Origin of the sequence: Providencia sp. 2.29 (assembly GCF_015832305.1) — a bacterium.
GTDB classification, from domain to species: Bacteria; Pseudomonadota; Gammaproteobacteria; order Enterobacterales; family Enterobacteriaceae; genus Providencia; species Providencia stuartii.
Genome location: NZ_CP065420.1, coordinates 85,121 through 110,686 on the forward strand (window position 1 = coordinate 85,121; position 25,566 = coordinate 110,686).

Here is a 25,566-nt window from a genome sequence, read left to right on the forward strand (position 1 = left end):
TCATAAGTACAAAAAACAGATTGATATTCTATCCAGTAATAATTCAATAAAGTGAATGATAAGGGAGATAATATGGCGGCTGACATGGTTATGGGGATTGATCTTGGGACCAGTAATAGTGCAGTGAGTTTATGGATTGAAGGGCGAGCGGTATTAGTACCCAATAAACAAGGTGATGTTTTAACGCCATCTGTTGTTGCTCTTGATGATGATGACCAGATCTTGGTCGGAAAATTCGCTCGTGAACGTCTACAGAGTCACCCCCATTTAACCCAAGCCAGCTTTAAGCGCTTTATGGGCACGGACGCAACGTTATCATTAGGCTCTCTGACTTTTCGGGCTGAGGAGCTTTCTGCTTTATTATTACGGCAATTAAAAGAGGATGTTGAAGCTTGGCTTGGTTACCCCGTTAAAGATGCAGTGATCACGGTTCCTGCTTATTTTAATGATGTTCAGCGTCGGGCGGTTAAAACAGCGGGACAACTCGCTGGGCTAAATGTTTTAAGGTTATTGAATGAACCTACTGCGGCATCGTTGGCCTTTGGGTTACTCGAAAACAAAGAACACAAATACCTAACCTTTGACCTTGGTGGGGGAACGTTTGATGTTTCGATAATTGATATGTTTGAAGGCGTTATTGAGGTTTGCGCGAGTAGTGGCGATGTCCGTTTAGGCGGTGATGATTTCAGTGAAGCTATTTATCTGTGGATGTTAAAGCAGCATCCTGAACTGAAAGAAGCCCAAGCAGATATTCGCGCGGAATTACTCAAACAAGCAGAAACATTAAAAATCGCATTAGGTCAAAGCAATGAAGCGACGGCTTCGCTACGGTGGAATGATCAGGATTGGCATTGGACAATGACAGATCAGGAGCTAGCTTCTTGTTGTCAATCTTTATTAGCACGATTGCAACAACCTATTTTGCAGGCTTTGCATGATTCTCGTTTTACTCTTAATGATTTGGACGACATCTTATTAGTTGGTGGTGCAACACGAATGCCACTTATCCGACAAACGGTAGCGCGTCTGTTTGGACGTTTTCCTCGCCATGACCTTAATCCAGATGAAGCCGTTGCATTAGGTGCAGGGGTTCAAGCGGGTATGGTGATGGCAGATACAGCCCTTGATGATGTTATTTTAACCGACGTAATGCCATTTTCTTTGGGGATTGAAACCTCAAAAAGAAACGGAACCCATTATGATTCGGGTTATTTTTTACCTTTAATTGAGCGAAATACCTTTTTACCTGTGAGCAAGATGCAAACGGTCAGCACGATTGAAGATAACCAAAAAATGATTTTATTAAAGATTTATCAGGGGGAAGCGCGTCGCGTCCAAGATAACGTATTTTTGGGGGAGATGGCGATTGATATCCCTCAGAAGCCTGCTGGAGAAGTGGATATTGATGTCCGGTTTACCTATACCGTTGATGGATTACTAGAAGTTGAGTGTCGTTATCAAGGTAACCCTGAGGTGTTTCGGCTAGTGATAGAGAAAGTTCCGGGGCAAATGAATGAAGCGCAAATCGAACAAAGCTTATTAAAAATTGCTGATTTAAAACAGCATCCGAGGGATAGAAAAGAGAATCGCGTGTTATTGTCACGCTGTGCTCGGTTATATGAGTTTTTACTGGGTGAGGATCGCTATTGGATGGATCAAGTCACAACGGAGTTTGAAAGAGCGCTCGATAGCCAAGATCCACGCCGTATTGCGGCCATTCGTCAACAAGTGGAACAATTTTTGAGTCGCTATGAGGGAGACTCGCATTAATGAGTATATGGCAAACATTGGGAATCACTCAAACAAACGATGAAAAGGAAATTCGGCGTGCTTATGCGCGGCAGGTAAAAAAATATCGACCCGATAGCCACCCTGAAGAGTATCAACAATTACGTGAAGCTTTTGAGGAGGCAAAAAGATATGCCGCTTACGCTATTTATGATGATGAATCTGCCGATGATGAATATGTTGAAGAGCAGGCGAATATAGACGTTGATGTGCCTCATTTAGAAAGCCTCTTACACCAAGAGGCTGTTAATGAAGAAGCCGTTAATGATGATCAACAACAGCAAGAGCTGTCTGAAATTCAGATTACTTACCCATTTTCAGATGTGTTGTTAGATGATTATCAACCATCGATTAATGAATTACCGGTTGTTGAAACAGCTTATACCCAAGAGTTAATTGATTGGCTCGCGAAGCTGTTTATTATTGATGAAAACGCGGCAAAACGTGAATTAGTCGAATTGTGGGAAAACGTCTCTCAAAAAGGCAGTTTGCAGACACATCAGCAATTTCATCAAGATTTTGCGTGGGCATTATCAGAGCAAGAAGGTTTAACCGAAGCTGTTGTGGAACATGTTTCGTCTCTATTAGGCTGGCGGCTTGATGAATATAACTCAGAGCAAATTATCCCGTTTTATATTCAAAACGCATTAACTGAACAGCTACGCCAGACTGAGGTGGCTCGAGCATGGAAGCAGTGTCAGATTGATGCTGTCCATGGAGACTATATCGTTTCTCAATCTTTACGTGTACTGACGAGTAAAAATGAGAAAGTTTCTTATAAAGTTCGCTTGATACCTGGATTGATCCCTCAAATCGCTGAGCAAGTGAAACAACGAACCAGTGAATACCCAGAGCTAAAGGATAAATTTAACCCTGCTATTTTATCTTTCATACAGCAGCCTAGGCTAGCGTTCAACTGGCGCGGGGTCTTCTTATGTATTTTTTGGGGATTGTTATTGAACATGGTTGCTACTCAGCCTGATGTTAATAGCGGCGTGGCAATAGTTGCTGGTGTGATTATTTTATTCTATTTATTTTTCAATGACCTGATTATGTTTGGGCTTCATTCTAGGAAAAAAGCATTCACTGTATTTTTGGTCAGTGAATTTTTTATAACGTTATTCGTTATCCTGATCTTTTTTCTTGGTCTGTCTGAGGTACTCTTATTCTTTATCACTGGCTTGGATATTGGGCCTGCACATGGTGCACAAGCGATGGTGATTTTTATTCTTATGTGGCTTTTTTGGTATGCATGGCCGAAAGATAAACCTAGTATACGCAGACCGGGCATAATGATGTATCGGGTGTTTGCGAGTCCATGGAAATTTTTGGAGTACTTTAAGTTTTCATGGTTTTCACTCGTTTGGTTAGTTATTATCTATTTGATTTATTATAGTGCTATGCATAACTTATTGAAGTATTTTACAGAATTTCTAGTAAATTGAACTCTGATGCTCGTTCAACGTGATAATGATGAGTTCATTGAATTTAAAGCCACGATAAAGGTGTAATCGCAATGCAAATTCATCCTCAAGTCTATATCGGCGAAGTCAAAGCCACATTAGATTGTGGTCAGAGCGCTATTCATAAGCGTCAAGTGGATGGGCCGTTGCCATTAGGGCAATTAGGGCTTGAGGGAGATGAGCAAGCTGAAAAACGCTTTCATGGTGGCCCTGATCGGGCGCTATGCCATTATCCGGCAGAGCACTATCAATTCTGGGCTAATGCTTATCCTGAACTTGAATCTCTTTTTACGCCACCAGCGTTTGGTGAAAATATCTCGACTCAAGGTATGACAGAAGAGAATGTCTTTATTGGTGATATTTATGCTTGGGGTGATGCTCGTATTCAAGTCACCCAACCACGCTCGCCATGCTATAAGCTCAATGGCCTGACAGGCGTTGAAAACTTTGCTCAAATAATGCAAGAAAATGGTCGTTGTGGTTGGTTGTATCGAGTGATAAAGACGGGGTCAGTCAGTGCCGCAACACCGATCACCCTTTTAAGTCGTAATAGCGATATTTCTGTTCAAGAAGCGATTATGATCGCTTTTCATGCCCCATTCGATGAAGAGTTATATCAACGTTTGCTAGGAGCCGCGGGGCTGTCTGCAAGTTGGAGCCTGACGATGCAAAATAGGCTTGAGCATCGCCGTATTGAAGAGTTCAGCCATCGCTTATTTGGTAAGCGAGGCTGATATTCTTAAAGGCTGCCGCTGATAAATTGTTGATACCAAGGCTCACGGGCTAATAATTCTGCATGTGTTCCTTGGTCAACGATTTCGCCAGATGCCATCACAATAATATGATCGGCTTGGCTGGCAAGCATCGGTTGGTGAGTCACAACAATACGTGTCTGCTGGTTGGCAGTGAGTAGCTGTTCAATAACAGCGGCAGTATTGATGTAATCAAGGCTAGCTGTCGGCTCATCCATCAAAATAATATCAGGACGGCTTAATAGTAGTCTTGCAATACACAAACGTTGCCTTTGTCCACCAGAGAAAATTTGCCCGCCAGCACCTACATCTCCATCTAGTAAAGTATGATCTGCATCGATATTGAGTTGTTGAAGCATGGCGATGATTGATGGATCATCGATCTCTTCTGAACTGGCAGTCATATTTTGCCGTAAACTGCCTTTAAACAGCCGGTTATCTTGAAATAATATGCCTCGCTTACTACAGAGCACTGCTTGCGATAATTGAGCGATATCTTTATTGCCATACCGCACTACGCCTTGTGAAGGGTCTTGCAAGCGCGCCAACAAATTCAATAACGTGCTTTTTCCAGCGCCAGACGCCCCCACAATGGCCGTGAATGTATTTGCTTTAAAAGTTAAGTCGAGCGGTTTTAATAGGACTTTCCCCTCCTCTGTACGCTGAGATAAGGCGTTACAGCTCACGGTATTTTCAGATGGGGTTTGAGATGAACGAACAAAATTAAGCTCAGGTGTTTCCAGTGCTTGGGTTATCTGATTGAGCGATTTTTTAGCTTGGCGTAATGCTTGGTCTAAATGGGAAAGCAACCAGAGTGGCTCAATAAAACGCGCTAATAACAGCATGGCGGCTAACCACATAGGTAGGGTAAGTGTTTCACGATTGACCGCCAATAAGCCGAAAGTTAATAAGCCGATAAAGGTTACTTGAATAGCGAATGAAAACAGCAAATGAAAAGGCAAGCTACGGCGTTGAAGTTGTTTTTGTGTCTGATATTGCTGAGTCAGGCTCTGCTCTAAACCTTGTTGCTGCTGTTGACTGACACCCGCTCTGCGAAGCAGCGGTTGATGTGTGGCAAAGTGGCCTAATTCATCGATAACCTTCTGCTGTGAGGCGTGTACTTGCTTTTCGGCGAATGACACGTGTTTGGCGGAAAAACGTAAAATAAGTAATAACATGAAGCCAATCATTAGCAGGATGCTTCCTAGCCAAAAGTTCAGAATCAATGCCCCTAAGATCACGGTTAAAGGGGTGACAATACCGCTAATGATTGGGTGTAATAAGTGAGCAGGAATGGACATCACATGGGAAATTGGCCCAGAAACTAAACTTGTCGCACTCGGGATTGGTTTTAATGAGACAGGTAGATGGCGTATTAATGCATTGGTGAGCGTGCGCATAACAATGCCACCTGCAAGGTAGCCTTTCTGAGTGGCGATAAAAATAACGGTTAATGACACTAAGCTACTCACCAGTAGCCAAATCAGCGCACTTATATCGTCGGAGCCCCAATTGATGATCACAGGAACGAGTAGCAACCCGCTGATACCATCTAAGATAGCAGCGAATATCATCCATAATAGCGCACGACGGACGGTACTTAAGAACAGACGGATCATGCGGCGTCCTCCAATGCACTTAGTAATTGTTGATATTGGGGAGTATGTTCAGATAACTGTAGGTGTGTACCTTGAGCAATTATTTGTCCTTCTTCCAGTAAGATCACCGTATCTGCATGGCATAAATAGCTCAGATCATGGGTGACCAAGACTCGTGTACGCTGCTCTTGGTTTAAAAGCTGGAAAAATAATTCGGCATTTTGCGGATCTAATGCAGATGTTGGCTCATCAAACAACAAAATAGGGGCTTTAGAGAGCAGCACGCGAGCGATGGCTAAACGTTGAGCTTCACCACCTGATAAGGTGATATCATGACCGACTAAACTGTCTAGCCCCTTTGGTAATTGCTGGAGCCGTGTTAGTAGATTTAATTTTTCAAGGTAGTCAGTGATTTCGACCGCTGTCGCATCGGGGGCAAATAGCTGTAGATTTTCTTTCAGCGAACACGGAATAGGTTGAGTATTCTGCATCACGATAGATACTTGCTGGTTTAACCCTGCTAATGAGAATTGAGGTAGGGGCGTCGTATTAAAGTATAACTCGCCACGAGTTGGGTCGAGGAACCGTGCCATCAATTGTAAAAGTGTACTTTTTCCTGCTCCCGATGCACCAACAATAGCGACAAGCTGACCGGGTTGAATGGTTAAGTTGATGTTAGAGAGTAAAGTTTTATCCTGTACACAATAATCCACATCGTGAATATGAACGGCACAAGGCGCTCCTTGCAGTGATTTATCACCATACTGCATTTCTGTTTGCTCAAGAAAATGGCGAATACGCTCTGAAGCGGCGACTGCATGGTTGAGGGCATCGGCACCGTGCCCCATGGCAGCGATTGGAGCGGTAATGCTATGCATCAAAAGAATAAACAACACCATTTGCGACAGTGACACCGAGGTCGGCACTACCAACGACCCAATAATCACCCATAACGTCAGTAATGTGGTACTCATTCCAATTTGAGTCAGTGAACTGAATGCGCCGATTTTGTTAATCCAGCGATTAAAGGCCACGAGAAAAGCGGAGAGTGCTTGTGTCACAGCAAGTTGAATGGCGCGGTTTGGAAACTGTCTTGCAAGTAATGGGTTATCGGCAAACTCTGCATATTGAGCATATAAATTCCCCATCGTCTGGTCACGAGCAGTGAATAGCGATTGATAACGTGGTGAGCGTAGCTGGCGGAAAAGGTAAATGGTGATGATTAAAGGAAGTAGGCAAAAAATCATTAATGCCCAGTTGGTCCATAATAAGATCAGCGTTGCAGTTATTGGAACGACAAACAGTTGAGCCAAGTCGGCAGGTGCATGGGCGGTGAGTTGATGCAGCAAGCGCACATCGCGATCAACAATTTTTTGGATCCCTTCTTTACCTGAATAAACAAATTCACTCAAAGGAAGTCGATTGAGTTTATTGAGTATTTTTAGCCTTAATTGATAGCACAATTGGTTATCCGTTTGATGGGTTAGGTATAGGGCAAGTGTTTGACAAACGAGCCATACGACTCCGCTAATAAATGCAATAATGACCCAAGTGTTCCCTTGTTCAACAGGGGATAAGGCGATTTGGCTAATTGCAACCCAAGGGATCAGGGAGCTAATGCCAGCGATAGCTTGTAAAATAACAGCAAATATTAAAACAAAACGATAAGGGCGTAACAATGCCCAAAGTGCGCGGTACATAGAAACCTCCATAGCCGGGTAGTTACTTTAATTGATTTCCTTGTTTAACTGGCAATGAGTTGTTTCGATACCGAAACTATTTGTTTGGCTAACGGGTCTTATTGACGGGGTAAATGGCGTAATTTAAGCAGACTTATTATCGATTTTCAGTAATATAAATAGGTTTTAGTAAAAAGGGGAATAGGGATGCGGTACGATTTAAATGACCTCTACTACTATGTCAAAGTAGTCGAGCATGGCGGGTTTTCACAAGCAGGTCTTGCTTTGGGGATCCCGAAATCTAAACTTAGCCGCCGTATTGCTGATCTTGAGCAGAAACTCAATGTTTCCTTAATTTATCGTTCAACACGCCAGTTCCATGTGACTGAAATCGGCCAAACCTTTTATCAACAATGCAAAAATGTTGTCGATGAAGCGAAAATTGCTGAGGAGCTGATCTGCTCTGTACAAACTGACCCGAAAGGGATCATTAAATTGTCTTGTCCTGTCGCTTTACTTCAAGTGTATCTGCAAGATTTATTAGTCGATTTTATGGTGAAGTATCCGGAGATCGATGTACAAATCTTAGCAGTTAATCGGCCCGTTGATGTGATCAGTGAAGGGTTAGATATGGCGCTGCGAGTGCGTTCGCTGCCGTTAGATGATTCGGGTTTAATGATGAAAGTATTGGGTTATTCACGGCGGGTTTTGGTCGCTAGCCCGTTGTTATTTAAAGGCGGAGAGCCGCTGCAACAACCCGAAGAGTTAGTGAATTACCCAATATTGGCAAATACCGAACATTCCCAAAATTATACGGTGACACTGAAAAACAGTGAGGACTTAAGCTTCACTCAGCACTTTATCCCCAAATTAGCAACAACCGATATTTTGACCTTGTATAAAGCCGCATTAAAGGGAATTGGTATTGCTCGATTGCCTTATGGTGTGGTGGAAAAAGACTTAAGTTCAGGGGCATTGATTGAGATATTACCTGAATGGCGTTTTCCTGAAGATATTATTCATGCGGTTTACCCATCAAGAAAAGGTTTATTGCCATCAGTACAACTATTATTAAATTATTTGGCTGAGAATATTTCACCAACTGTTAAATCATCATAATCCATCACCGTAAAAAGATAACTCCTCAATAGTCACCCTATCGAGGAGTTATTATCTTATTGATTTTGAGGGATTCGGCCAAATTTACCACGATTAAAATCATTAACCGCTTCGATAATTTCTTTATCGCTATTCATCACAAAGGGACCATAGCCGACAACGGGTTCATCAATGGGCTCACCGCTTAAGAAGAGTACAACAGCATCTTCCGTGGCTTCCATAACAATATTACTGTCACTACTATCAAGGATGAGCAGCTCTCCCTCATTTAAACTAGCGTGACCATCAACAATTAACGAGCCATGTAACATCACTAAACCAACATTACGGCCGGCTTTAGTTTGTAACCCTACTGTTTTACCTTTTTTCAGTTTGAGATCCCAAACATCTAAAGGGGTAAATGTACGTGCAGCACCATTATTTCCTAGATAGTTACCTGCAATGACGCGTAAATAGCCTGCATCATTAGGTAAAGCAATATTCGGAATATGGCTACTTTTTAGCAGTTGGTATCCCGGAGACGCCAATTTATCTTTAGCCGGTAAGTTGACCCACAGTTGCACCATATCTAAGGTGCCGCCATTTTTCATAAAATCATCGGATTGGTATTCTTGATGTAAAATACCGGATGCCGCAGTCATCCACTGAACATCTCCTGGACCAATCACGCCCCCTTCACCTGTAGAATCATGATGTGCAACCTCACCATCATAGACGATAGTTACCGTTTCGAACCCTTTGTGCGGATGCTCTCCAACACCACGGTTCTCAGCATCTGAGCTTGGGAAGGTAAAAGGCCCCGCTCTATCAAGTAAAAGAAATGGGTTGAGATATTTCCCGTGGTTGTTATAGCTAAATAATGAGCGAACAGGGAAGCCATCTCCAACCCAATGACTGCGAGGTGCGTTATAAATACCAATGATCTTTTTCATGGTTATGCTCCTAAAATAGATTCTGATGTATTTATCATAGGGGCACGATTTCGTTATCAGTAGTGGTAAAAATAGGTTTCATTGTTTCATTACTAGAACAATAGTTCTGGTTTCCATTATCCTATTTTTAGAACAGTGTTTACTAAAAACCGGACTACTCAACAAAAAATCGATGAATTAATGTAAATAACAAGAGAGCGGGGCAACGATTGTTCTATTTCTCGTTTAAAAGCATTTCATTATTTTATTGATTGAGAGGTTTCATTATGAGTAATCCGGCAAACTTCAATGGACAGCGTCCTGTTATTAATCCAGATGATGCAGTGATGTTATTGATAGACCATCAAAGTGGTTTGTTCCAAACTGTCGGTGATATGCCAATGACAGAGCTGCGAGCGCGTGCTGCTGTTCTCGCAAAAATAGCTTCATTGGCAAAAATGCCTGTCATCACAACAGCATCTGTACCACAAGGCCCGAATGGCCCTCTGATCCCTGAAATTCACCAAAATGCGCCACATGCACAATATATTGCACGTCGCGGTGAAATCAACGCATGGGATAACCCTGAATTTGTTGAAGCAGTTAAAGCAACGGGTAAAAAACAACTGATTATCGCGGGCACGATAACCAGTGTTTGCATGGCTTTCCCTGCTATTAGTGCGGTAGCTGACGGTTACCAAGTTTTTGTCGTCATTGATGCATCTGGTACTTATAGCAAAATGGCACAAGAAATCACCTTAGCACGCATGGTCCAAGCTGGTGTGGTACCAATGGATACAGCCGCGGTCGCGTCTGAAATTCAGAAAACGTGGAATCGTGAAGATGCGGCAGAATGGGCACAAGCTTACACGCAAATTTTCCCTGCATATCAACTGCTCATTGAAAGCTATATGAAAGCTCAAGATGTTTTGAAAAACAATGAGCAATTAGATTCAGAACGCTAAGCCTTATTTTTAACTCGAATTATCCGTAGCCTTTACTAAAAGTAGAGGCTACCTATCTGTATTAATTTAGATAAAACAAATAATTAGGATGTATTCCATGAAAAAGATTGTATTGCCATTATTGGCTTCACTATTGGTAGCCGGTACTGCTCAAGCCGCAAATTATCAGTTAGATCCAACCCATACTAAAGCGGTTTTCTATATTGATCACTTTAATACATCGACCAATAGCGGTGGTTTCTACAACATTCGTGGTGATATGAGCTATTCCCCAGAAAAAAACAAGGGAAGCATTAATGTCAAAATCCCAGCGGAGACATTAAATACCGGTCTAACAGCGTTTGATAACCATATTAAGAGCGCCGATATGTTAGATGTAGCGAAATACCCAACCATCGAATTTAAATCAACTAAATGGAACTTTGCGGATAATAAACCTGTTTCTATTGATGGCATTTTAACCATGAAAGGACAGTCTCATCCCGTTCAGTTGAAAACAACGAAATTCGGCTGTTATTTCAGTCCTATTTTTAAAGCGGATGTTTGTGGTGGTGACTTTGAAACGACCATTGACCGTACAAAATGGGGGGTGGATTTCCTTGCAAAAGAGGGAATGGCAAAAGAGGTAGTGATAAAAATACAAGCGGAAGCTATCAAACAATAAGTTGAGGAGGTGGAGTATGTTACACAGAGCAAAAAAACAGCCCATCGCGGTGATGTCATCGGCGATACTGGCTTTGACCTTATCCGTTGGGGCTGCACAAGCCGCGGATTATCAAGCGAGTACCAAAGAAGGACCGATTAAAATTATCAATTTAGATGAGCTAGAAGACCAAGTTGCGAAAAACATGGAAAAAGGGGCTTTTGGCTATATTCGAGGTGGGGCCGAAGATGAGCTGAACTTAGATAAAAATACGCGTAGCTTTGATAGAAAATACATTATGCCGCGGGTAATGCAGGGGATTGAAATTAAAGATATTGACTTATCAACCCAATTTTTAGGGATTGATTTAAAAACGCCAATTATTCAAGCCCCAATGGCAGCTCAAGGTTTGGCCCATCAAGACGGTGAAATTGCGACAGCCAAAGGGATGGCGAAAGCTGGCTCAATTTTTTCATTAAGTACTTATGGTAACAAGACTATTGAAGAAGTCGCCGAAGTTTCAGGGGAAAGCCCATTCTTCTTCCAACTTTATATGAGCAAGAATAATGCTTTCAATGAGTTTACCTTGAAACGAGCTAAAGAGAGTGGTGCTAAAGCGATTATTTTAACGGTGGATTCGCCTGTTGGTGGCTATCGCGAAGATGATATTCGCAATAACTTCCAATTCCCACTTGGTTTTGCCAATTTAGAACTGTTCGCTAAACAAAATGATGATGGCTCTAAAACAGGTAAAGGGGCTGGGATCAGCGAAATTTATGCTCAAGCTAAACAAGCCTTTACCCCAGCAGATATTGCTTACGTGAAAAAACTATCGGGTTTGCCTGTGATAGTGAAAGGGATCCAATCACCTGAAGATGCAGATAGAGTGATCAAGGCTGGTGCAGATGCGATTTGGGTATCTAACCATGGTGGGCGACAATTAGATAGCGGCCCAGCTTCTTTTGATGTTTTGCCTTCCATTGCAAAAGTGGTCAACAAACGTGTTCCTATTGTTTTTGATAGTGGTGTTCGCCGTGGCTCCCATGTGTTTAAAGCGCTAGCAAGTGGTGCTGATGTTGTCGCGGTGGGTCGTCCAATTTTATATGGATTAAATTTAGGGGGCGCGGAAGGGGTGAATTCCATTATTCAGCAACTGAATAAAGAATTATCCATTAATATGATGTTGGGTGGCGCGAAAAATATTGAAAGTGTAAAAGCAACGAAGCTTTATACCGATATGGATTTTCAATAAATTTCATTAAGTGAAAAAACGGGAGATGCCTCCCGTTTTTTTATGCTATTAAGATAATTAGATGCTAAATCCACCATCAATATTTAAGCTTGCACCTGTGATATAAGCAGCGGCAGGGCTGGCTAAATAAACGACAAAACTGGCTATTTCATCGGCGCTGGCATAACGTTTTAATGCCATGATCTGTTTTAAACTCTCTGCAAACTCACCTTGTTCAGGATTCATGTCCGTGTTGACAGGACCGGGCTGGATATTATTCACAGTAATGCCTCGGCTAGCGACATCACGAGCCATCCCTTTAGTAAGCCCTACGATAGCGGCTTTGCTCATCGCATAAGCACTACCGCCTTCAAATGGTACTCTTTGTGCGTTAATGCTACCAATATGAATAATGCGCCCATTATTATTCATCACTTCTAATGCAGCTTGGCTGGCAATAAATAGGCTGCGAACATTGAGGTGATAGGAGCGATCGAACGCTTCTAATGATAGGGTATCTAATGTTCCTAGCTCTAAAGTACCAACATTGTTAACTAAGATATCAAGGCTACCAAATGTATTGGCGGCTTGTGTGATGGCGGCTTTTATTTCATTTTCATCAGCGCTATTTGCTTTGATTGCCAATACGTTACCTGAAAATTGCTCAATTTCAGCCACTAAAGCTTTAGCTTTATCGTCAGAAGAGGCGTAGGTAAAAGCGACACTGGCCCCAGCTTGAGCAAATTGTTTGACGATAGCAGCACCGATACCTCTTGATCCACCTTGAACAAAAGCATATTTATTTTTGAATAACATAGATTCACCTTAACGTTATTACATATCAATGAGTGAGCTATTTGACTGAGAAAAGCACAGAGACACCAGAGAGATAAATCGATGAGGTTGTTGAAAATAATTGAAGGTGAAGAGAAAGGTGAGTTTTTAAATTAAAAGCCCTTACCTTTTAGAAGAGATAAGGGCGTGTATGAATTACAGCTGAGGGCGTTTTACAAAACCAATGGCTTCATAAACTTTATCAACGGTTTCTTGCGCGCGTGCTGCCGCTTTGGTTGCGCCTTCATCCATAATTTTGTTGAGCAGCGCTTCGTCATTACGGAATTGATGATAACGCTCTTGGAGTGTAGCCAACATGCCAGAGACGGCATCTGCCACTGCCCCTTTAAGATGACCGTACATTTGACCTTCAAATTCGGCTTCAAGCTCGGCAATCTTTTTACCCGTTACGCCAGATAAAATATCTAGCAGGTTTGAAACACCTGGTTTGTTTTCGATGTCATAACGAACACGAGGCGGCTCTTCTGAGTCAGTGACCGCACGTTTGATTTTTTTCGCTGCTGATTTTGGATCTTCAAGCAGGGCGATAACGTTATTGCGGTTATCATCAGACTTAGACATTTTCTTCATTGGATCTTGCAAAGCCATGACACGAGCGCCACCTCCAGTCGGAATAAAAGGATCTGGCACGGTAAAGATATCGCCATAAATCGCGTTAAAACGCTGTGCAATATCACGGCTTAACTCAAGATGCTGTTTTTGGTCGATACCAACAGGAACTTGGTTAGTTTGATAAAGTAAAATATCGGCAGCCATTAATACAGGATAATCAAATAAACCAGCGTTAATGTTTTCTGCATGACGCGCTGATTTATCTTTAAATTGTGTCATACGGCTTAGTTCGCCGAAGTAAGTGTAACAGTTTAGCGCCCAGCTAAGTTGCGCATGTTGCGGCACATGGGATTGAACAAAAATAGTGCTTTTATTCGGGTCAATGCCACAAGCGAGGTAGAGTGCTAAGGTATCGAGGGTTCTTTTGCGTAGCTCGTCAGGGTCTTGACGTACAGTGATCGCATGTTGGTCAACGATACAATAGATGCAGTCGTAATCATCTTGCATTTGTACCCACTGACGTAGCGCACCCATGTAGTTACCGATGGTCAATTCACCGGAAGGCTGCGCGCCGCTGAATACGATAGGTTTTTGGGTTTGCTTTTGTTTTTCAGTGGGTTCACTCATTTCTTTTTATATCCTTTAATTATTTTGTGTCAGATAAACCGATGGTAGGCAGGATATCTGAAAAGTGTGTTAATACACAGTCAGGCTCACTCAGAGCGATTGATTCACCATAGTTATAACCGTAAGTTAGGCCAACGCTAGGGCATTGTGCGCTTTTTGCCGCAATAATATCATTACGGGAATCACCGACAAAAAGCAATTCCTCTTTACGTAAACCAAGCTTGCCCATGGTGAGATACAGTGGCGCTGGGTGTGGCTTTTTCTCTTTCACATCATCGCCGCCAAGCACTAACGAAAAATAGCGATCAATGGCTAATTTTTCCAGTAATGGCGCGATAAAAGGTGTGGGTTTATTGGTCACTATGGCCATAGGGATGTTATGGAATGCGAGCTTTTCTAACGTCTCTTTGACTTCTGGAAATAGTTCGCTGCCCGTTGTCACAGCGGTGGCATAGAATTTATCAAAACTGTCACGGGTCGCTTGGTGAAGCTCGGGAGTGATGGTTGCTCCCGCCCATGTTAATGCGCGTTCAATCATGACATCGGCACCGTTACCTACCCAAATTGAAACACGCTCTTTCCCTGCTGGTGGAAAACCTTGTTCTTTTAATGCGTTATCTAGCGCTTCAGCTAATCCACCGGCACTGTCAACGAGAGTACCATCTAAATCAAAGGCAATTGCTTTGATGTTTTCTAAACTCGGTTGTGTCATTGAGATACCTTTTGTAATTCCTTACGCATTTGGTCAATGACGGTTTTGTAATCAGGCTGACCAAAAATTGCAGATCCTGCAACAAAGGTGTCGGCACCAGCAGCGGCAATTTCGGCAATATTATCAACTTTAACACCGCCATCGATTTCTAAACGAATATCATAGCCACTTTCATCGATCATTTTACGGACTTGGCGCAATTTAGTCAGCGTATGTGGAATAAAGGATTGACCACCAAAGCCTGGGTTTACCGACATGAGTAGGATCATATCGACTTTATCCATCACATACTCTAGGTGGCTCAATGGTGTTGCTGGGTTGAAAACGAGGCCAGCAGTACAGCCATGTTCTTTGATTAACTGTAGTGTTCTATCGACATGTTCGCTGGCTTCAACGTGGAAGCTGATATGATTTGCGCCTGCTTTTGCAAAGTCAGGGATAATTCTGTCGACAGGTTTAACCATCAAGTGGACATCGATTGGCGCAGTAATTCCGTAGTCGCGTAGGGCTTTACAAATCGGTGCACCGAACGTGAGGTTAGGAACATAGTGGTTGTCCATAACGTCAAAATGCACGATATCCGCGCCAGCGGCTAGTACTTTTGCGGTATCTTCGCCTAAACGGGCAAAATCTGCAGATAAAATAGATGGGGCAATGAGAAAATCTTTCATTATTGTCTCCGATTATTTAAACGTCACCTGAGAGTCATTCCACGCCAGACGAGAGGCGCTTGATGTTTTTCTTATCAGCGTTTTTGGGGAGTTTTAGCGCAGGCTCCCCGTTATATAGTGCCAACAACTCATTGACTTTCGCGCGATTAAGTATGTTTCGACTGATTGTTCGACGCACTTTGACAATGTGTAATTTAGCTTGATGATACCACTCTCTTGTTGCTGGCGTGTCATGATTTGAAATCAGAACCGGAATTTTGCGATCTGAAGACAAATAATGGGCTAATCGCGCAAGATTTTGTTGTTCTTGAGCGCTAAAGGCATTGGTGTGATAGGCCGTAAAGTTCGCTGTTTCGGAAAGCGGAGCATACGGAGGGTCACAATAAACGACCGAGCCTGATTCCGCAGATAGCAGCGTACTTTCATAATCTTGGGTCACAAAGGTCGCTTTTTGCGCTTTATCGGCAAACCACAGTAGTTCTTCTTCTGGAAAGTAGGGCTTTTTATAACGACCAAAAGGCACATTAAATTCGCCGCGTGAATTATAACGACATAGCCCGTTGTAGCAGTGGCGATTTAGATATAAAAATAATACGCTACGTTTGATAGGGTCTGTAGATTGGTTAAATTCTTGACGTTTAATGTAATACTGCTCGGCGGTATTAAATTCAGGCGTAAAGATCTCGCGTACTTCTCCGATGAAAGAGTCTGTACGGTATTTTACGGTATTGTAGAGGTTAATGAGGTCGCTGTTGATATCAGCTAGGACATAAGCATCGTAGCTGGTATTTAGGAAAACAGAACCTGCTCCTACAAAGGGCTCGATCAAGCAATCACCCTGTGGAAGATGTTTTTTGATATCTTCCACTAGAGGGTATTTGCCGCCGGCCCATTTCAAAAAAGCGCGTGTTTTTTTCATGCCGTCTTATTGTTACAAACGTTTAGAGTAGTATTGGGTACTCTGTCAGGACAGCATAATGCGCCCGCTATAAAACGTTGTTATTTCTGATCCTGTTGAACTTGCTTCATATTTCTAACCCATGGTTTTTTCGCTTGAATTTCGGCTGGTAAAGTCGCAATAGCGCTTTTAGCTTCATTGACGGAGCGATAGTTGCCGTGGATCAGAACATACCAAGTTTGCCCATTACGGATTGTTTTATAAACTTTATAGTTATTGAGTTTATGTTGTTTAGCGAAAGCTTCTAGTGTATCAGAACGGCTTGCACTGCTTAATTGTAATGTGTAGTTACTCGCAGGCGCTGACATTAAGTTACCACTTTGATTTTGGTTCGCCGTGGTTGTTTTTGCTGGCTGCTTAGGTTGAGCCGGTTGTTTAGTTTCAACAGGCTTTGTTTGCGTCCTCTCTGGTTTTGCAGGCACCGTTTGTGGCTTTTGGGCCGGTGGCGTTTGTGTCACAGGAGGCGGTGCAATATTTTGTGCCGGCGTATTCGCCGTGCCTTGGTTGAGTGATTGACCTTGGTTTAGAGCATCGACAACATCACCCGGGATTTCAATCCGTTCACCATAATTATTTGTTTGTTGCTGTTGAGTACCTTGGGTAGGTACTGGGTTCACAGGCGGTACGTTTATCTCTTGTGCCTGGCCTGATGGGCTTTGATTATTGCTAAGCGATGAAGAGCTAGACAAATCGATATTACGCTCGTTTGCCGTTGTATCAGTTTGCTGCTTTTCATGCTCTGTTGGAGCTTTTAAGGCTGAGCTAATGGCGATAATCAGTAATAACAGCACCAAAACACCTACACCAATCATAATATGTTGGCGAGATATCGTGAGTTTAGGTTTTGCTGTTGATGATGGACGGCTACGACCTGCCGGTCGGTCGGATGTATCTGGCCGTAGATCATTTTGTGTATTAGGCTGATTATCTGGTTTAAATTCGTCCATTTTGCCCTCCCGAATAAATATCACCTTGTAATCGAGATAAAATTTCTCTTTTCATTACGGCCTCTTCACGAGTAAATAGTGTATACCCGCGATGTTGCAAAGGATAGTCTTATACTTGTCATATCGTCTTCATATGATTAATACGACATATGATATTGCATGTCTAAAAGTCTAAGTGTTTGAGAGTGTGTTGTAACCTGAAACTTTAGGCATAGCTTATAATTTAACGATTTTAAGACATATCTGCCAGAAACATTTTAAAACCTCAAATTATCTGGATGGTTTTATCTGTTTCTGGCTGATAATCACACAAGATGGCTTAGGTTTCGGGTAAACAGGACGATATCGCATCTCGTACTGTTTGTGTTTCAATATCTGAGCGCATTTCTGCATGGCCGATTGTGGTAGGTAAGATAAGATGGAGTTTCCCGCCCATGACCTTTTTATCCCGCATCATATGAGGTAAATAGTCATCCGGTTTCATTTGCTCAGGACCCGTCACAGGTAGCTCAGCGCGTTCTAACAAGGCGATAATTCGCTGAGTTTGGTGTGCGGTGAATGTGCCTATGCGTTCTGCCGTTTTAGCCGCCATCACCATACCTGCTGCAACGGCTTCACCGTGCAGCCAAACGCCATAGCCCATATGGGCTTCAATAGCATGACCAAAAGTATGGCCAAGGTTAAGTAGCGCCCTTAAGCCGCTAGTCTCTTTCTCATCAGCCGCGACGACCTGTGCTTTTAATTCACAGCAGCGACGGATGCAGTAAGCCATGGCTTGATTATCAAGAGCCATTAGAGCGTCGATATTCGCTTCTAGCCAGCTGAAAAACTCCCCATCAAGGATGATGCCATACTTGATGACCTCAGCAAGACCAGATGAAAGCTCTCTTTTCGGTAACGTTTTTAAGCAATCAAGGTCGATGATGACAGAGGCGGGCTGATAAAATGCCCCGATCATATTTTTGCCTAATGGATGGTTTACCGCGGTTTTGCCGCCTACGGATGAATCTACTTGTGATAACAAGGTGGTTGGTACTTGGATAAAACGAACCCCACGTTGATAACTTGCTGCGGCGAAACCTGTTAGGTCACCGATAACACCCCCACCAAGTGCTATGAGGGTGGTATCGCGATTATGGCGTTTTTCGAGTAAGGCAGTGAAAACATCGTTCATAATGAACAAGGATTTATACTGTTCCCCATCCGGTAAAATGATTGAATCTACTGTTACCCCTGCTGCTTCAAGAGCACGCGTCACTTTCTCAAGATAGATAGGCGCAAGTGTCTCGTTGGTCACCAACATAGCTCGTTGACCCGCTTTGAGTGGCCAAAAAGCATCTGGTTGGTTATAAAGACCCGGAGCAATTGTGATTGGATAACTGCGTTCATCCAGAGTAACAGTGACTTTTTCCATCTTGCTTTACCTTGTTGCCATGAGTAATGTTAAGTTAGTTTTTTTCTAACAGCTCAATGATTTGGCTTGCGACAACTTTGGCACTTTGCTCATCAGTATGAATGGTGATATCAGCAATTTCTTCATACATCGGGTTGCGTTCAGATGCCAATTTTTCAAGAACTTCACGAGCCGGTTCATCCACTTGTAATAGTGGCCGTTTTTTATCACGTTGAGTTCGAGACAACTGTTTCTCGATAGTGGTTTCGAGATACACAACAACACCACGAGCAGATAGGCGATTGCGAGTTTCTTTCGATTTTACTGAACCGCCACCCGTTGCCAGTACGATGCCTTGTTTTTCGGTAAGCTCATTGATGATTTTTTCTTCGCGCTCGCGGAAGCCTTCCTCGCCTTCTAGGTCAAAGACCCAGCCTACATCTGCACCTGTACGTTTTTCAATCTCGTGATCAGAGTCGAAAAACTCCATATTAAGCTGTTGAGCCAATTGACGACCAATAGTGCTTTTGCCGGCACCCATCGGTCCAACCAGAAAGATATTGCGTTTCTCTGCCATGTTTTTTGGTATTACTACGATTATTCGTTAATGATAACCCGCCCCGCCAATCGAATTAGCGACGGGACCTAAACTGAAACCTCATGAGTGATAAGTGAGATCAGATAAGAAAATTATCTCAATACATCAACCTGAATTGCAACTATATAAATGTGGCACTGAGCGAACAAAGTGCCACATTTGTGTTACTGGTTTCTTTTATTATGCCGTCTATTTTGCCTAACGTTTTGTTCAACATGAGTTTTAACAGTATTGCCACTGCATATAAAAGCAGAGGAACGTGTTAATTTATAGAGCAAATTGATTGCGGCTATTTTATAAGCGGCTGATAGCTTGTTCTTTAATCTACTGATAGTTAGAACACTCAATGGGTAACCTTGTATGCTAAAACGACGTCAGCGTCAAATTTATCCGGTAAGTTTATGGCATAAAAAATAATTTTCTCCGCTCACATTTCCTTTATATTCATTCAACTACTTGAAGTATCAATATTATTTTTTTATCTAAATATTGATCAGCTTTGGTGTGATAAAAACCACAAGAACTCTACGGTCAATATGTTCACCTGTATTGGTAAATAACTTTCCCAAAAGGGGAATGTTGGAAAGAAAAGGTAGGCCTGTTTCTGTTTTTTCTTGCTTCTGTTGAAAAATGCCGCCGAGTATCAATGTTTCATTGTTGCGTATCGTGACAGAGGTAGCGATTTCTTGCTTATTGATCGCTAAATAGTGTTCATCACTGGTGGTAATCGCTTTATCAGGGGAGTTATGACTGATTTTCAGTAGTAGCTCAACGTGATCTCCGCGTGAGAGAGTTGGCGTGACCTCCATTCCTAATACCGCATCTTTAAACTGAACGTGTGTTTTCTTTTCTGTGCTAGTGACATAGGGGATTTCAGACCCTTGCTGAATACTGGCGGGGTGTTTGTGTGAAGCCATCAAACGAGGGCTTGCGATAATAGAGAGCAAATTTTCTTTTTCTAAAGCATTAAGTTTAAGTTCTAACAGCCCTTCGCCCAGCCGAAGTAAATTAAACTGACCTGATGAAGAGTCATAGCGGTTATAACGCTGGTAGCGGCTATTATTGGGGCTACCCGATAACATTCCCCACTCCAAGCCTAACTCTTGCAGGGCTGTCCGGCTGCTGCTGATAATGTGTGCGGTAATTTGGACTTGCTGTTTAGGAACATCAAGTTGCTTTAACCACTCTTCAATCAGCTGTAAGCGGGTTTTTGTCTCTTTTATCACTAAACTATTTGTTGCAAAGTGGCTGATGGCGGTAGCTTGGCTCGATAATAAAGCATTTTCAGGGTGTTTTAACTGTTCGAGGGCATCTGTTGCACTTATGGATGTGAGTTTAAAGATTTTTTCGATGAATGGATTCTCGACGGGTTGATGAGAGGGAGTTGGTGAGGGAGAGGCGAGCTTTTGGTGAGTTTCATCTAAAGGCAGAGGGATGAAGGGGTCGCGCATCTCTTGAGCGATCACGTTTAAGGGAATAGTAAAAACAATGATTACAGCTAAAAACAGTTTATTGTTCATTAATATCATCCTTGATAAATGAGAGGGTGAATGTGGCTGTTAACTCGCCATTGCGAGGCGAAAAACGTACCTCAGAAATGAGACCTGTTTGGTATGATGCGGGCGTGATAATGGCATGGATGAAGCGGTAAATTTGCGGGTAATCACCTTGAACTTCAACCTGATAACGCTGCTCATTGGCCGCTACAGCCGCCGAGGGTTGTAAACGGTTAAGTACGACCTTTGTTTGGGTAACCATGTGTTGTATATGAGCCACAAATTGTGTTGCGTTTTGTTTTGATAATGTTAATTCTTGCTCCAGAGCCACCATTTGTTGCTCAAGTTGATGGAGTGAAGGAAGTTGTGTTAGTGCCTGCGTATATTGTTGTGATTGAGAGGCGATATGCTGAGTTTTATTTTTAAGTTCAGTCAGTTGAGACTCCACTTCCTGCCAATAAAAAAAGGTGTAAGCCAGTAAGATAGCAATCGTAGCAACCCAAAGAGGGATAGTTTGTTGCCAAAAAGGGCGATACCAAAACCCAGAGGCATTATCATTCATTCGTCTCCTCCTGATAGTGTGCACTTACATGCAAGTAGTTAACCTGACGAGTTTTCCCCATTTTTATGAGTTGTACTTGATGCAATAACGGGTTGCTTTCTAAGCGAGTGATCAATTGGCTAATATCGTGAAAATCATAGCTAACAGCAGCTATTTCTAGGTTATTACCAGTGAGTGAAACCTTCGCGAGCCAGCTTTTTTGCGGTGTAAGTTCAGGCAGCTTATAAAGAAGATTTAACCGAGTTCGGTTACTTTGTGCTTGCCGATTAAGGTGTTGTCGGTGCGTTTGCCATTCAGCGAGCTTGGCTTGTTTTTCGTTAATCACCTTTATCTGTTGCTGCTTTTGCGCGACATGTTGTTCGAGTTGCATTTTGGTGATCTGCCACTGTGTTTGTTCGAACTGCTGTTGTGAAGAATTGTAGATAACCACGATCGCGACTAGACAACTTTGCAGAATAAATAGCGCGAAACACCGCCGTTTATTGCGAGTAATACGCTGTTGCCGCCAAGGTAAAAAATTAACTTGATACATGGTCACGATCCTTATCGCGTAACGCTAAACCTGTTGCAACCACAAAATCACCGAGTTGGTGAGGGAGCTTAACGGTATGGTTATGAAAGGCTTGCAATAGGCTCCATGAATGTACCGCCTGAGACTTATGGTGATCACCGATATAATAGAGAGGCAATTTTAGTGGCCCATTGTTTTCATTGAGTAGAGCGATAATTTGTGGAAGAGTGGTGATGTCATTTTCTTGGATTTGATTATAAGTTGCAGGTTGACTGACGGGGCCAGTCCATAGCCACTCCCCTTGGCGATAATGTATTAGCCAACTCTCATCGGGTAACCCAGCATAGCGTGCAATGTAACGTAAGACACAAGGGGCGACATCAATTGCGGTTAACAAGAAGCCACTGTCATGTAATAAATTTTGCCAAAACACGATCTCTGACTTACGTACCCCGTTTAGGTAGGCTCGATTGTCTATCACACGATAATCGATCACCAAATCTTCTGAACTTAGTGGAAACAATTTTTCGGCGCAGCTTTGTAAGTACCAACCTAGCTCAGGTTGCTTTAAAGTCACTTGTTCAGGTAAAGTCACTTGCTGTTTTAATGTTCTCAGAGCAGAAAATGCCATTGAGACCTGACAATTTTTAGGTAATTTCCGACGCCATTGTATTAAAATTTTCAGTAGCATCTCGTATCTATCATGTTCAGATTGGCTGGTGATTTCGTTTGGAATATTATGTTGCCAACACTCGCATAAGTACCGCCGTTTGCGGTTTTGTTTTGTGGCAACAAGTTGAATTGAGGCTTGGCAAAGGTCTATTCCGATGTTCCATTTTTGTGAATACATAGATAATTTCCTTATCATCAACAAATAAATTACGATTTCTATTGAGCTGTATAAGCTTTATACTACGCGCCAGCTATATCTAAACCCTCCTGTCTGTTGAGTATGGGAATTATCCGGTGAAGTTCGTAAAATATTTTTTTATTATTGTTATTTGTTGCATTTTTTTGGGAACCGCCTCGATTTTTGGCATGTACAAATATGTCGAAAATGAGTTACCTGACGTCGCAACAATGAAAGACATCCGCCTACAAACGCCGATGCAAATCTTCAGTGCTGATGGTGAATTAATTGCACAATATGGTGAAAAACGCCGTATTCCGCTGCCATTAGCTGATATCCCACCCCTGATGATCAAGGCCTTTATTGCAACGGAAGATAGCCGTTTTTATGAGCATCATGGTATCGACCCTGTGGGTATTTTCCGTGCCGTTACGGTAATGGCATCTTCGGGTCGTGCTTCCCAAGGGGCGAGTACAATCACCCAGCAATTAGCCAGAAACTTTTACTTAAGCCCAGAAAGAACCATAATGCGTAAGGTAAAAGAGGTCTTTCTTGCGGTGAGAATTGAGCAGTTATTCACCAAAAATGAGATCATGGAACTGTACCTCAATAAAATTTACCTTGGTAACCGTGCATATGGGGTTGGCGCAGCCGCGTATGTGTATTTTGGTAAAACGGTTAATGAATTAACGCTCAGTGAAATGGCGATGATCGCGGGTTTACCAAAAGCACCTTCGACATCAAACCCTTTATTCTCTTATGAAAAAGCGATTAGCCGTCGTAATGTGGTGCTTGGGCGTATGCTAGAAGAAAAATACATCACCCAAGCTGAATATGAACAAGCAAAAAATGAGCGAATTGAAGCGTCTTATCACGCACCGAAAATTGATTTCTCAGCACCTTACCTCGCCGAAATGGCACGCCAAACATTGTATGAGCAACATGGTGAAGATGCTTATACTGACGGTTACAAAGTCTACACAACGGTTATTCGCAAAGACCAACTCGCAGCCACTGATGCGGTACGCAATAATTTAATTGATTATGATGTCCGTCATGGTTATCGCGGGCCAGCAGACGTGTTGTGGACAGCAGGAGAGCCTGCCTGGACGACAGAAAAAATTATCGAAAAACTTAAAAAATCCCCTGTTTATGGGCCATTATTACCTGCTGTTGTCCTTTCCTCAACGGACAGCGAAGCGACGGTACAATTGGCCGATGGCTCAACAGAGAAAATCACTTTAGCGGGTGTGCGTTGGGCGCGTAAATTCATTTCCGATACCCAGCAAGGTGCCATGCCAAGTAAAGTGAATGCGGTGATGAAAGCAGGTGAGCAAGTTTGGATCCGCAAAGTAAAAGATATTTGGTGGCTGGGACAGGTTCCTGAAGTTAACGGGGCTTTTGTGGCATTGAACCCAAATAATGGTGCGATTATCGCCTTAGTGGGTGGCTTTGACTTTAATATGAGTGAGTTTAACCGCGTCACTCAGTCATTACGCCAAGTTGGCTCGAATATCAAACCTTTCTTGTATACAGCAGCGATGGATAAAGGCTTGACGTTGGCATCACTGTTAAATGATGTTCCTATCAGTCGTTGGGATGCGGGAGCAGGGTCAGATTGGCGGCCGAAAAACTCACCACCTCGTTATGCAGGCCCTATCCGCTTAAGACAAGGGTTAGGTGAATCAAAGAACGTGGTTATGGTACGCGCCATGAGAGCGATGGGGGTTGACTATGCAGCCGATTACCTCACACGTTTTGGCTTCCCTGCGGAAAATATCAATCGGACTGAAGCCTTAGCGCTCGGTGCGCCATCATTTACGCCAATGCAGATGGTGCGAGGCTATGCGGTGATGGTGAATGGTGGTTATCTGATTGACCCTTACTATATCCAAAAAATTGAGAATGCAGAGGGTGAGGTGCTTTTTGAAGCTAATCCAAGAATAGCTTGCCCTGATTGTACTGATATTCCAGTGATTTATGGAAATACGGAGCGTACGATCGCCCTTAAAGGCGTTGATGACGAGTCGACAGAAGAAATTACTCAATCAGATGATAAACCAACGGAGCAAGAGCCAACGATGGAAGTGACATCTGCGGCACCAAAAGAAGCGACACCTCAAGATATGTATGCGCCTCATGTTATCAGCACACCTTTAGCGTTCTTAATTAGGGATGCAATGATGACGAATATCTATGGTGAACCAGGTTGGTTAGGTACTGGCTGGCGTGCAGCGAGAGATCTAGGTGGTCGCCGTGATATTGGTGGTAAAACAGGCACAACGAATAGCTCGAAAGATGCTTGGTTCTCCGGTTACGGCCCTGATGTTGTCGCCTCGGCTTGGATTGGTTTTGATGATAATAGGCGTACCTTAGGGCGCACTGCAATCAGCGGTGGTGAAGCGGGGGCGAAAAGCGCTCAACCAATATGGGATGACTTTATGAAGTCAATCTTAGAAGGTGTACCGGTTACGATGATGAAGCCACCGAAAGGGATCATTGCTGTTTCTATTGATAGTCGGACGGGTAAGCTAGGCAATTCTCGTAAAGAGTATTTTATTGAGGGTACTGAGCCTAAAGAGCATGCTATTCAAGAGGTTGGAACGACTATCTTTGAAGAGGGCGGCGAGAGCCAAGAACTGTTCTAATGTGTTTGGCTCCCTGTTCAAAGGGGAGCTAACAAGA

The 25,566-nt window shown here is 42.9% G+C and carries 23 protein-coding genes; 8 read left to right on the forward strand and 15 right to left on the reverse strand.

Annotated features, from left to right (window positions below; genetic code table 11):
* Nucleotides 1-72: 72 nt before the first annotated feature.
* The 3 genes from I3B46_RS00345 to yiiM all read left to right on the forward strand — a co-directional run bounded on the left by I3B46_RS00345 (nucleotide 73) and on the right by yiiM (nucleotide 3,985).
* The gene (locus I3B46_RS00345) at nucleotides 73-1,770 is read left to right on the forward strand and encodes an Hsp70 family protein (protein WP_014657134.1); all 1,698 of its coding nucleotides are present in this window, start codon (nucleotides 73-75) and stop codon (nucleotides 1,768-1,770) included.
* Nucleotides 1,770-3,233: a J domain-containing protein gene (locus tag I3B46_RS00350; protein WP_053110897.1), complete on the forward strand. Its 1,464-nt coding sequence runs from the start codon at nucleotides 1,770-1,772 to the stop codon at nucleotides 3,231-3,233. Before I3B46_RS00345 ends, I3B46_RS00350 begins: the two co-directional genes overlap by 1 nt.
* Before the next feature lie 71 nt (nucleotides 3,234-3,304).
* Nucleotides 3,305-3,985 carry a 6-hydroxyaminopurine reductase gene (yiiM, locus tag I3B46_RS00355; protein ID WP_004916078.1) on the forward strand — a complete coding sequence of 227 codons (681 nt, stop codon included), beginning with the start codon at nucleotides 3,305-3,307 and terminating at the stop codon, nucleotides 3,983-3,985.
* A 5-nt stretch (nucleotides 3,986-3,990) separates the two neighbouring features.
* Here yiiM and I3B46_RS00360 read toward each other — a convergent pair whose 3' ends face one another.
* Nucleotides 3,991-5,622, reverse strand: a complete 1,632-nt coding sequence (locus I3B46_RS00360; protein ID WP_053110896.1) for an ATP-binding cassette domain-containing protein — start codon at nucleotides 5,620-5,622, stop codon at nucleotides 3,991-3,993.
* Nucleotides 5,619-7,301, reverse strand: a complete 1,683-nt coding sequence (locus I3B46_RS00365) for an ABC transporter ATP-binding protein (RefSeq protein WP_163761877.1) — start codon at nucleotides 7,299-7,301, stop codon at nucleotides 5,619-5,621. The genes I3B46_RS00360 and I3B46_RS00365 overlap by 4 nt, the downstream gene beginning before the upstream one ends.
* A 186-nt stretch (nucleotides 7,302-7,487) precedes the next feature.
* On the opposite strand from I3B46_RS00365, the gene I3B46_RS00370 reads away from it, so the two are divergent.
* On the forward strand, nucleotides 7,488-8,399 hold the full coding sequence (locus I3B46_RS00370; RefSeq protein WP_004916076.1) for a LysR substrate-binding domain-containing protein: 912 nt from the start codon (nucleotides 7,488-7,490) through the stop codon (nucleotides 8,397-8,399).
* A 56-nt stretch (nucleotides 8,400-8,455) separates the two neighbouring features.
* Here I3B46_RS00370 and I3B46_RS00375 read toward each other — a convergent pair whose 3' ends face one another.
* Entirely contained in the window at nucleotides 8,456-9,331 is an 876-nt protein-coding gene (locus I3B46_RS00375) for a pirin family protein (protein ID WP_004916075.1), read from the reverse strand.
* 266 nt (nucleotides 9,332-9,597) lie between these two features.
* Here I3B46_RS00375 and I3B46_RS00380 point away from each other — a divergent pair, with 266 nt between their 5' ends.
* From I3B46_RS00380 to I3B46_RS00390, 3 genes are all read left to right on the forward strand, one after another.
* Nucleotides 9,598-10,275 (forward strand): hydrolase, encoded by a 678-nt coding sequence (locus tag I3B46_RS00380; RefSeq protein WP_004916074.1) that lies wholly within the window; start codon nucleotides 9,598-9,600, stop codon nucleotides 10,273-10,275.
* Nucleotides 10,276-10,372: 97 nt separating this feature from the next.
* The gene (locus I3B46_RS00385; protein WP_004916073.1) at nucleotides 10,373-10,939 is read left to right on the forward strand and encodes a YceI family protein; all 567 of its coding nucleotides are present in this window, start codon (nucleotides 10,373-10,375) and stop codon (nucleotides 10,937-10,939) included.
* A gap of 52 nt (nucleotides 10,940-10,991) precedes the next feature.
* Nucleotides 10,992-12,170, forward strand: coding sequence for a lactate oxidase (locus I3B46_RS00390; RefSeq protein ID WP_196993210.1), 1,179 nt, complete (start codon nucleotides 10,992-10,994; stop codon nucleotides 12,168-12,170).
* 57 nt (nucleotides 12,171-12,227) lie between these two features.
* Here I3B46_RS00390 and I3B46_RS00395 read toward each other — a convergent pair whose 3' ends face one another.
* The 12 genes from I3B46_RS00395 to pilM all read right to left on the reverse strand — a co-directional run bounded on the left by I3B46_RS00395 (nucleotide 12,228) and on the right by pilM (nucleotide 22,881).
* The gene (locus tag I3B46_RS00395; RefSeq protein ID WP_004916069.1) at nucleotides 12,228-12,965 is read right to left on the reverse strand and encodes a 3-oxoacyl-ACP reductase family protein; all 738 of its coding nucleotides are present in this window, start codon (nucleotides 12,963-12,965) and stop codon (nucleotides 12,228-12,230) included.
* A gap of 174 nt (nucleotides 12,966-13,139) precedes the next feature.
* Nucleotides 13,140-14,183 (reverse strand): tryptophan--tRNA ligase, encoded by a 1,044-nt coding sequence (gene trpS / locus I3B46_RS00400; RefSeq protein WP_004916068.1) that lies wholly within the window; start codon nucleotides 14,181-14,183, stop codon nucleotides 13,140-13,142.
* Between the two features lie 19 nt (nucleotides 14,184-14,202).
* Nucleotides 14,203-14,895, reverse strand: a complete 693-nt coding sequence (locus tag I3B46_RS00405) for a phosphoglycolate phosphatase (protein ID WP_104873096.1) — start codon at nucleotides 14,893-14,895, stop codon at nucleotides 14,203-14,205.
* Nucleotides 14,892-15,566 (reverse strand): ribulose-phosphate 3-epimerase, encoded by a 675-nt coding sequence (rpe, locus tag I3B46_RS00410; protein ID WP_004916064.1) that lies wholly within the window; start codon nucleotides 15,564-15,566, stop codon nucleotides 14,892-14,894. The genes I3B46_RS00405 and rpe overlap by 4 nt, the downstream gene beginning before the upstream one ends.
* Before the next feature lie 34 nt (nucleotides 15,567-15,600).
* Nucleotides 15,601-16,485, reverse strand: a complete 885-nt coding sequence (gene dam, locus I3B46_RS00415; RefSeq protein ID WP_004916061.1) for an adenine-specific DNA-methyltransferase — start codon at nucleotides 16,483-16,485, stop codon at nucleotides 15,601-15,603.
* 80 nt (nucleotides 16,486-16,565) lie between these two features.
* Complete coding sequence (locus tag I3B46_RS00420; RefSeq protein WP_014657126.1) at nucleotides 16,566-17,471, reverse strand: SPOR domain-containing protein; 906 nt, start codon at nucleotides 17,469-17,471, stop codon at nucleotides 16,566-16,568.
* A gap of 319 nt (nucleotides 17,472-17,790) precedes the next feature.
* Nucleotides 17,791-18,885 (reverse strand): 3-dehydroquinate synthase, encoded by a 1,095-nt coding sequence (gene aroB, locus I3B46_RS00425; RefSeq protein WP_004916059.1) that lies wholly within the window; start codon nucleotides 18,883-18,885, stop codon nucleotides 17,791-17,793.
* Nucleotides 18,886-18,919: 34 nt separating this feature from the next.
* Entirely contained in the window at nucleotides 18,920-19,441 is a 522-nt protein-coding gene (aroK, locus tag I3B46_RS00430; RefSeq protein WP_004916057.1) for a shikimate kinase AroK, read from the reverse strand.
* 503 nt (nucleotides 19,442-19,944) lie between these two features.
* Nucleotides 19,945-20,982 carry a secretin N-terminal domain-containing protein gene (locus I3B46_RS00435; protein WP_014657124.1) on the reverse strand — a complete coding sequence of 346 codons (1,038 nt, stop codon included), beginning with the start codon at nucleotides 20,980-20,982 and terminating at the stop codon, nucleotides 19,945-19,947.
* The gene (locus I3B46_RS00440; RefSeq protein WP_004916055.1) at nucleotides 20,972-21,520 is read right to left on the reverse strand and encodes a hypothetical protein; all 549 of its coding nucleotides are present in this window, start codon (nucleotides 21,518-21,520) and stop codon (nucleotides 20,972-20,974) included. The genes I3B46_RS00435 and I3B46_RS00440 overlap by 11 nt, the downstream gene beginning before the upstream one ends.
* Nucleotides 21,513-22,052 carry a PilN domain-containing protein gene (locus I3B46_RS00445; RefSeq protein WP_040132636.1) on the reverse strand — a complete coding sequence of 180 codons (540 nt, stop codon included), beginning with the start codon at nucleotides 22,050-22,052 and terminating at the stop codon, nucleotides 21,513-21,515. The genes I3B46_RS00440 and I3B46_RS00445 overlap by 8 nt, the downstream gene beginning before the upstream one ends.
* A complete protein-coding gene (gene pilM, locus I3B46_RS00450; protein ID WP_040132637.1) occupies nucleotides 22,039-22,881 on the reverse strand; it encodes a pilus assembly protein PilM in 843 nt (280 codons plus the stop codon). Before pilM ends, I3B46_RS00445 begins: the two co-directional genes overlap by 14 nt.
* A gap of 116 nt (nucleotides 22,882-22,997) precedes the next feature.
* On the opposite strand from pilM, the gene mrcA reads away from it, so the two are divergent.
* Entirely contained in the window at nucleotides 22,998-25,529 is a 2,532-nt protein-coding gene (gene mrcA / locus I3B46_RS00455; RefSeq protein WP_014657121.1) for a peptidoglycan glycosyltransferase/peptidoglycan DD-transpeptidase MrcA, read from the forward strand.
* The last annotated feature ends 37 nt before the right edge of the window (nucleotides 25,530-25,566 follow it).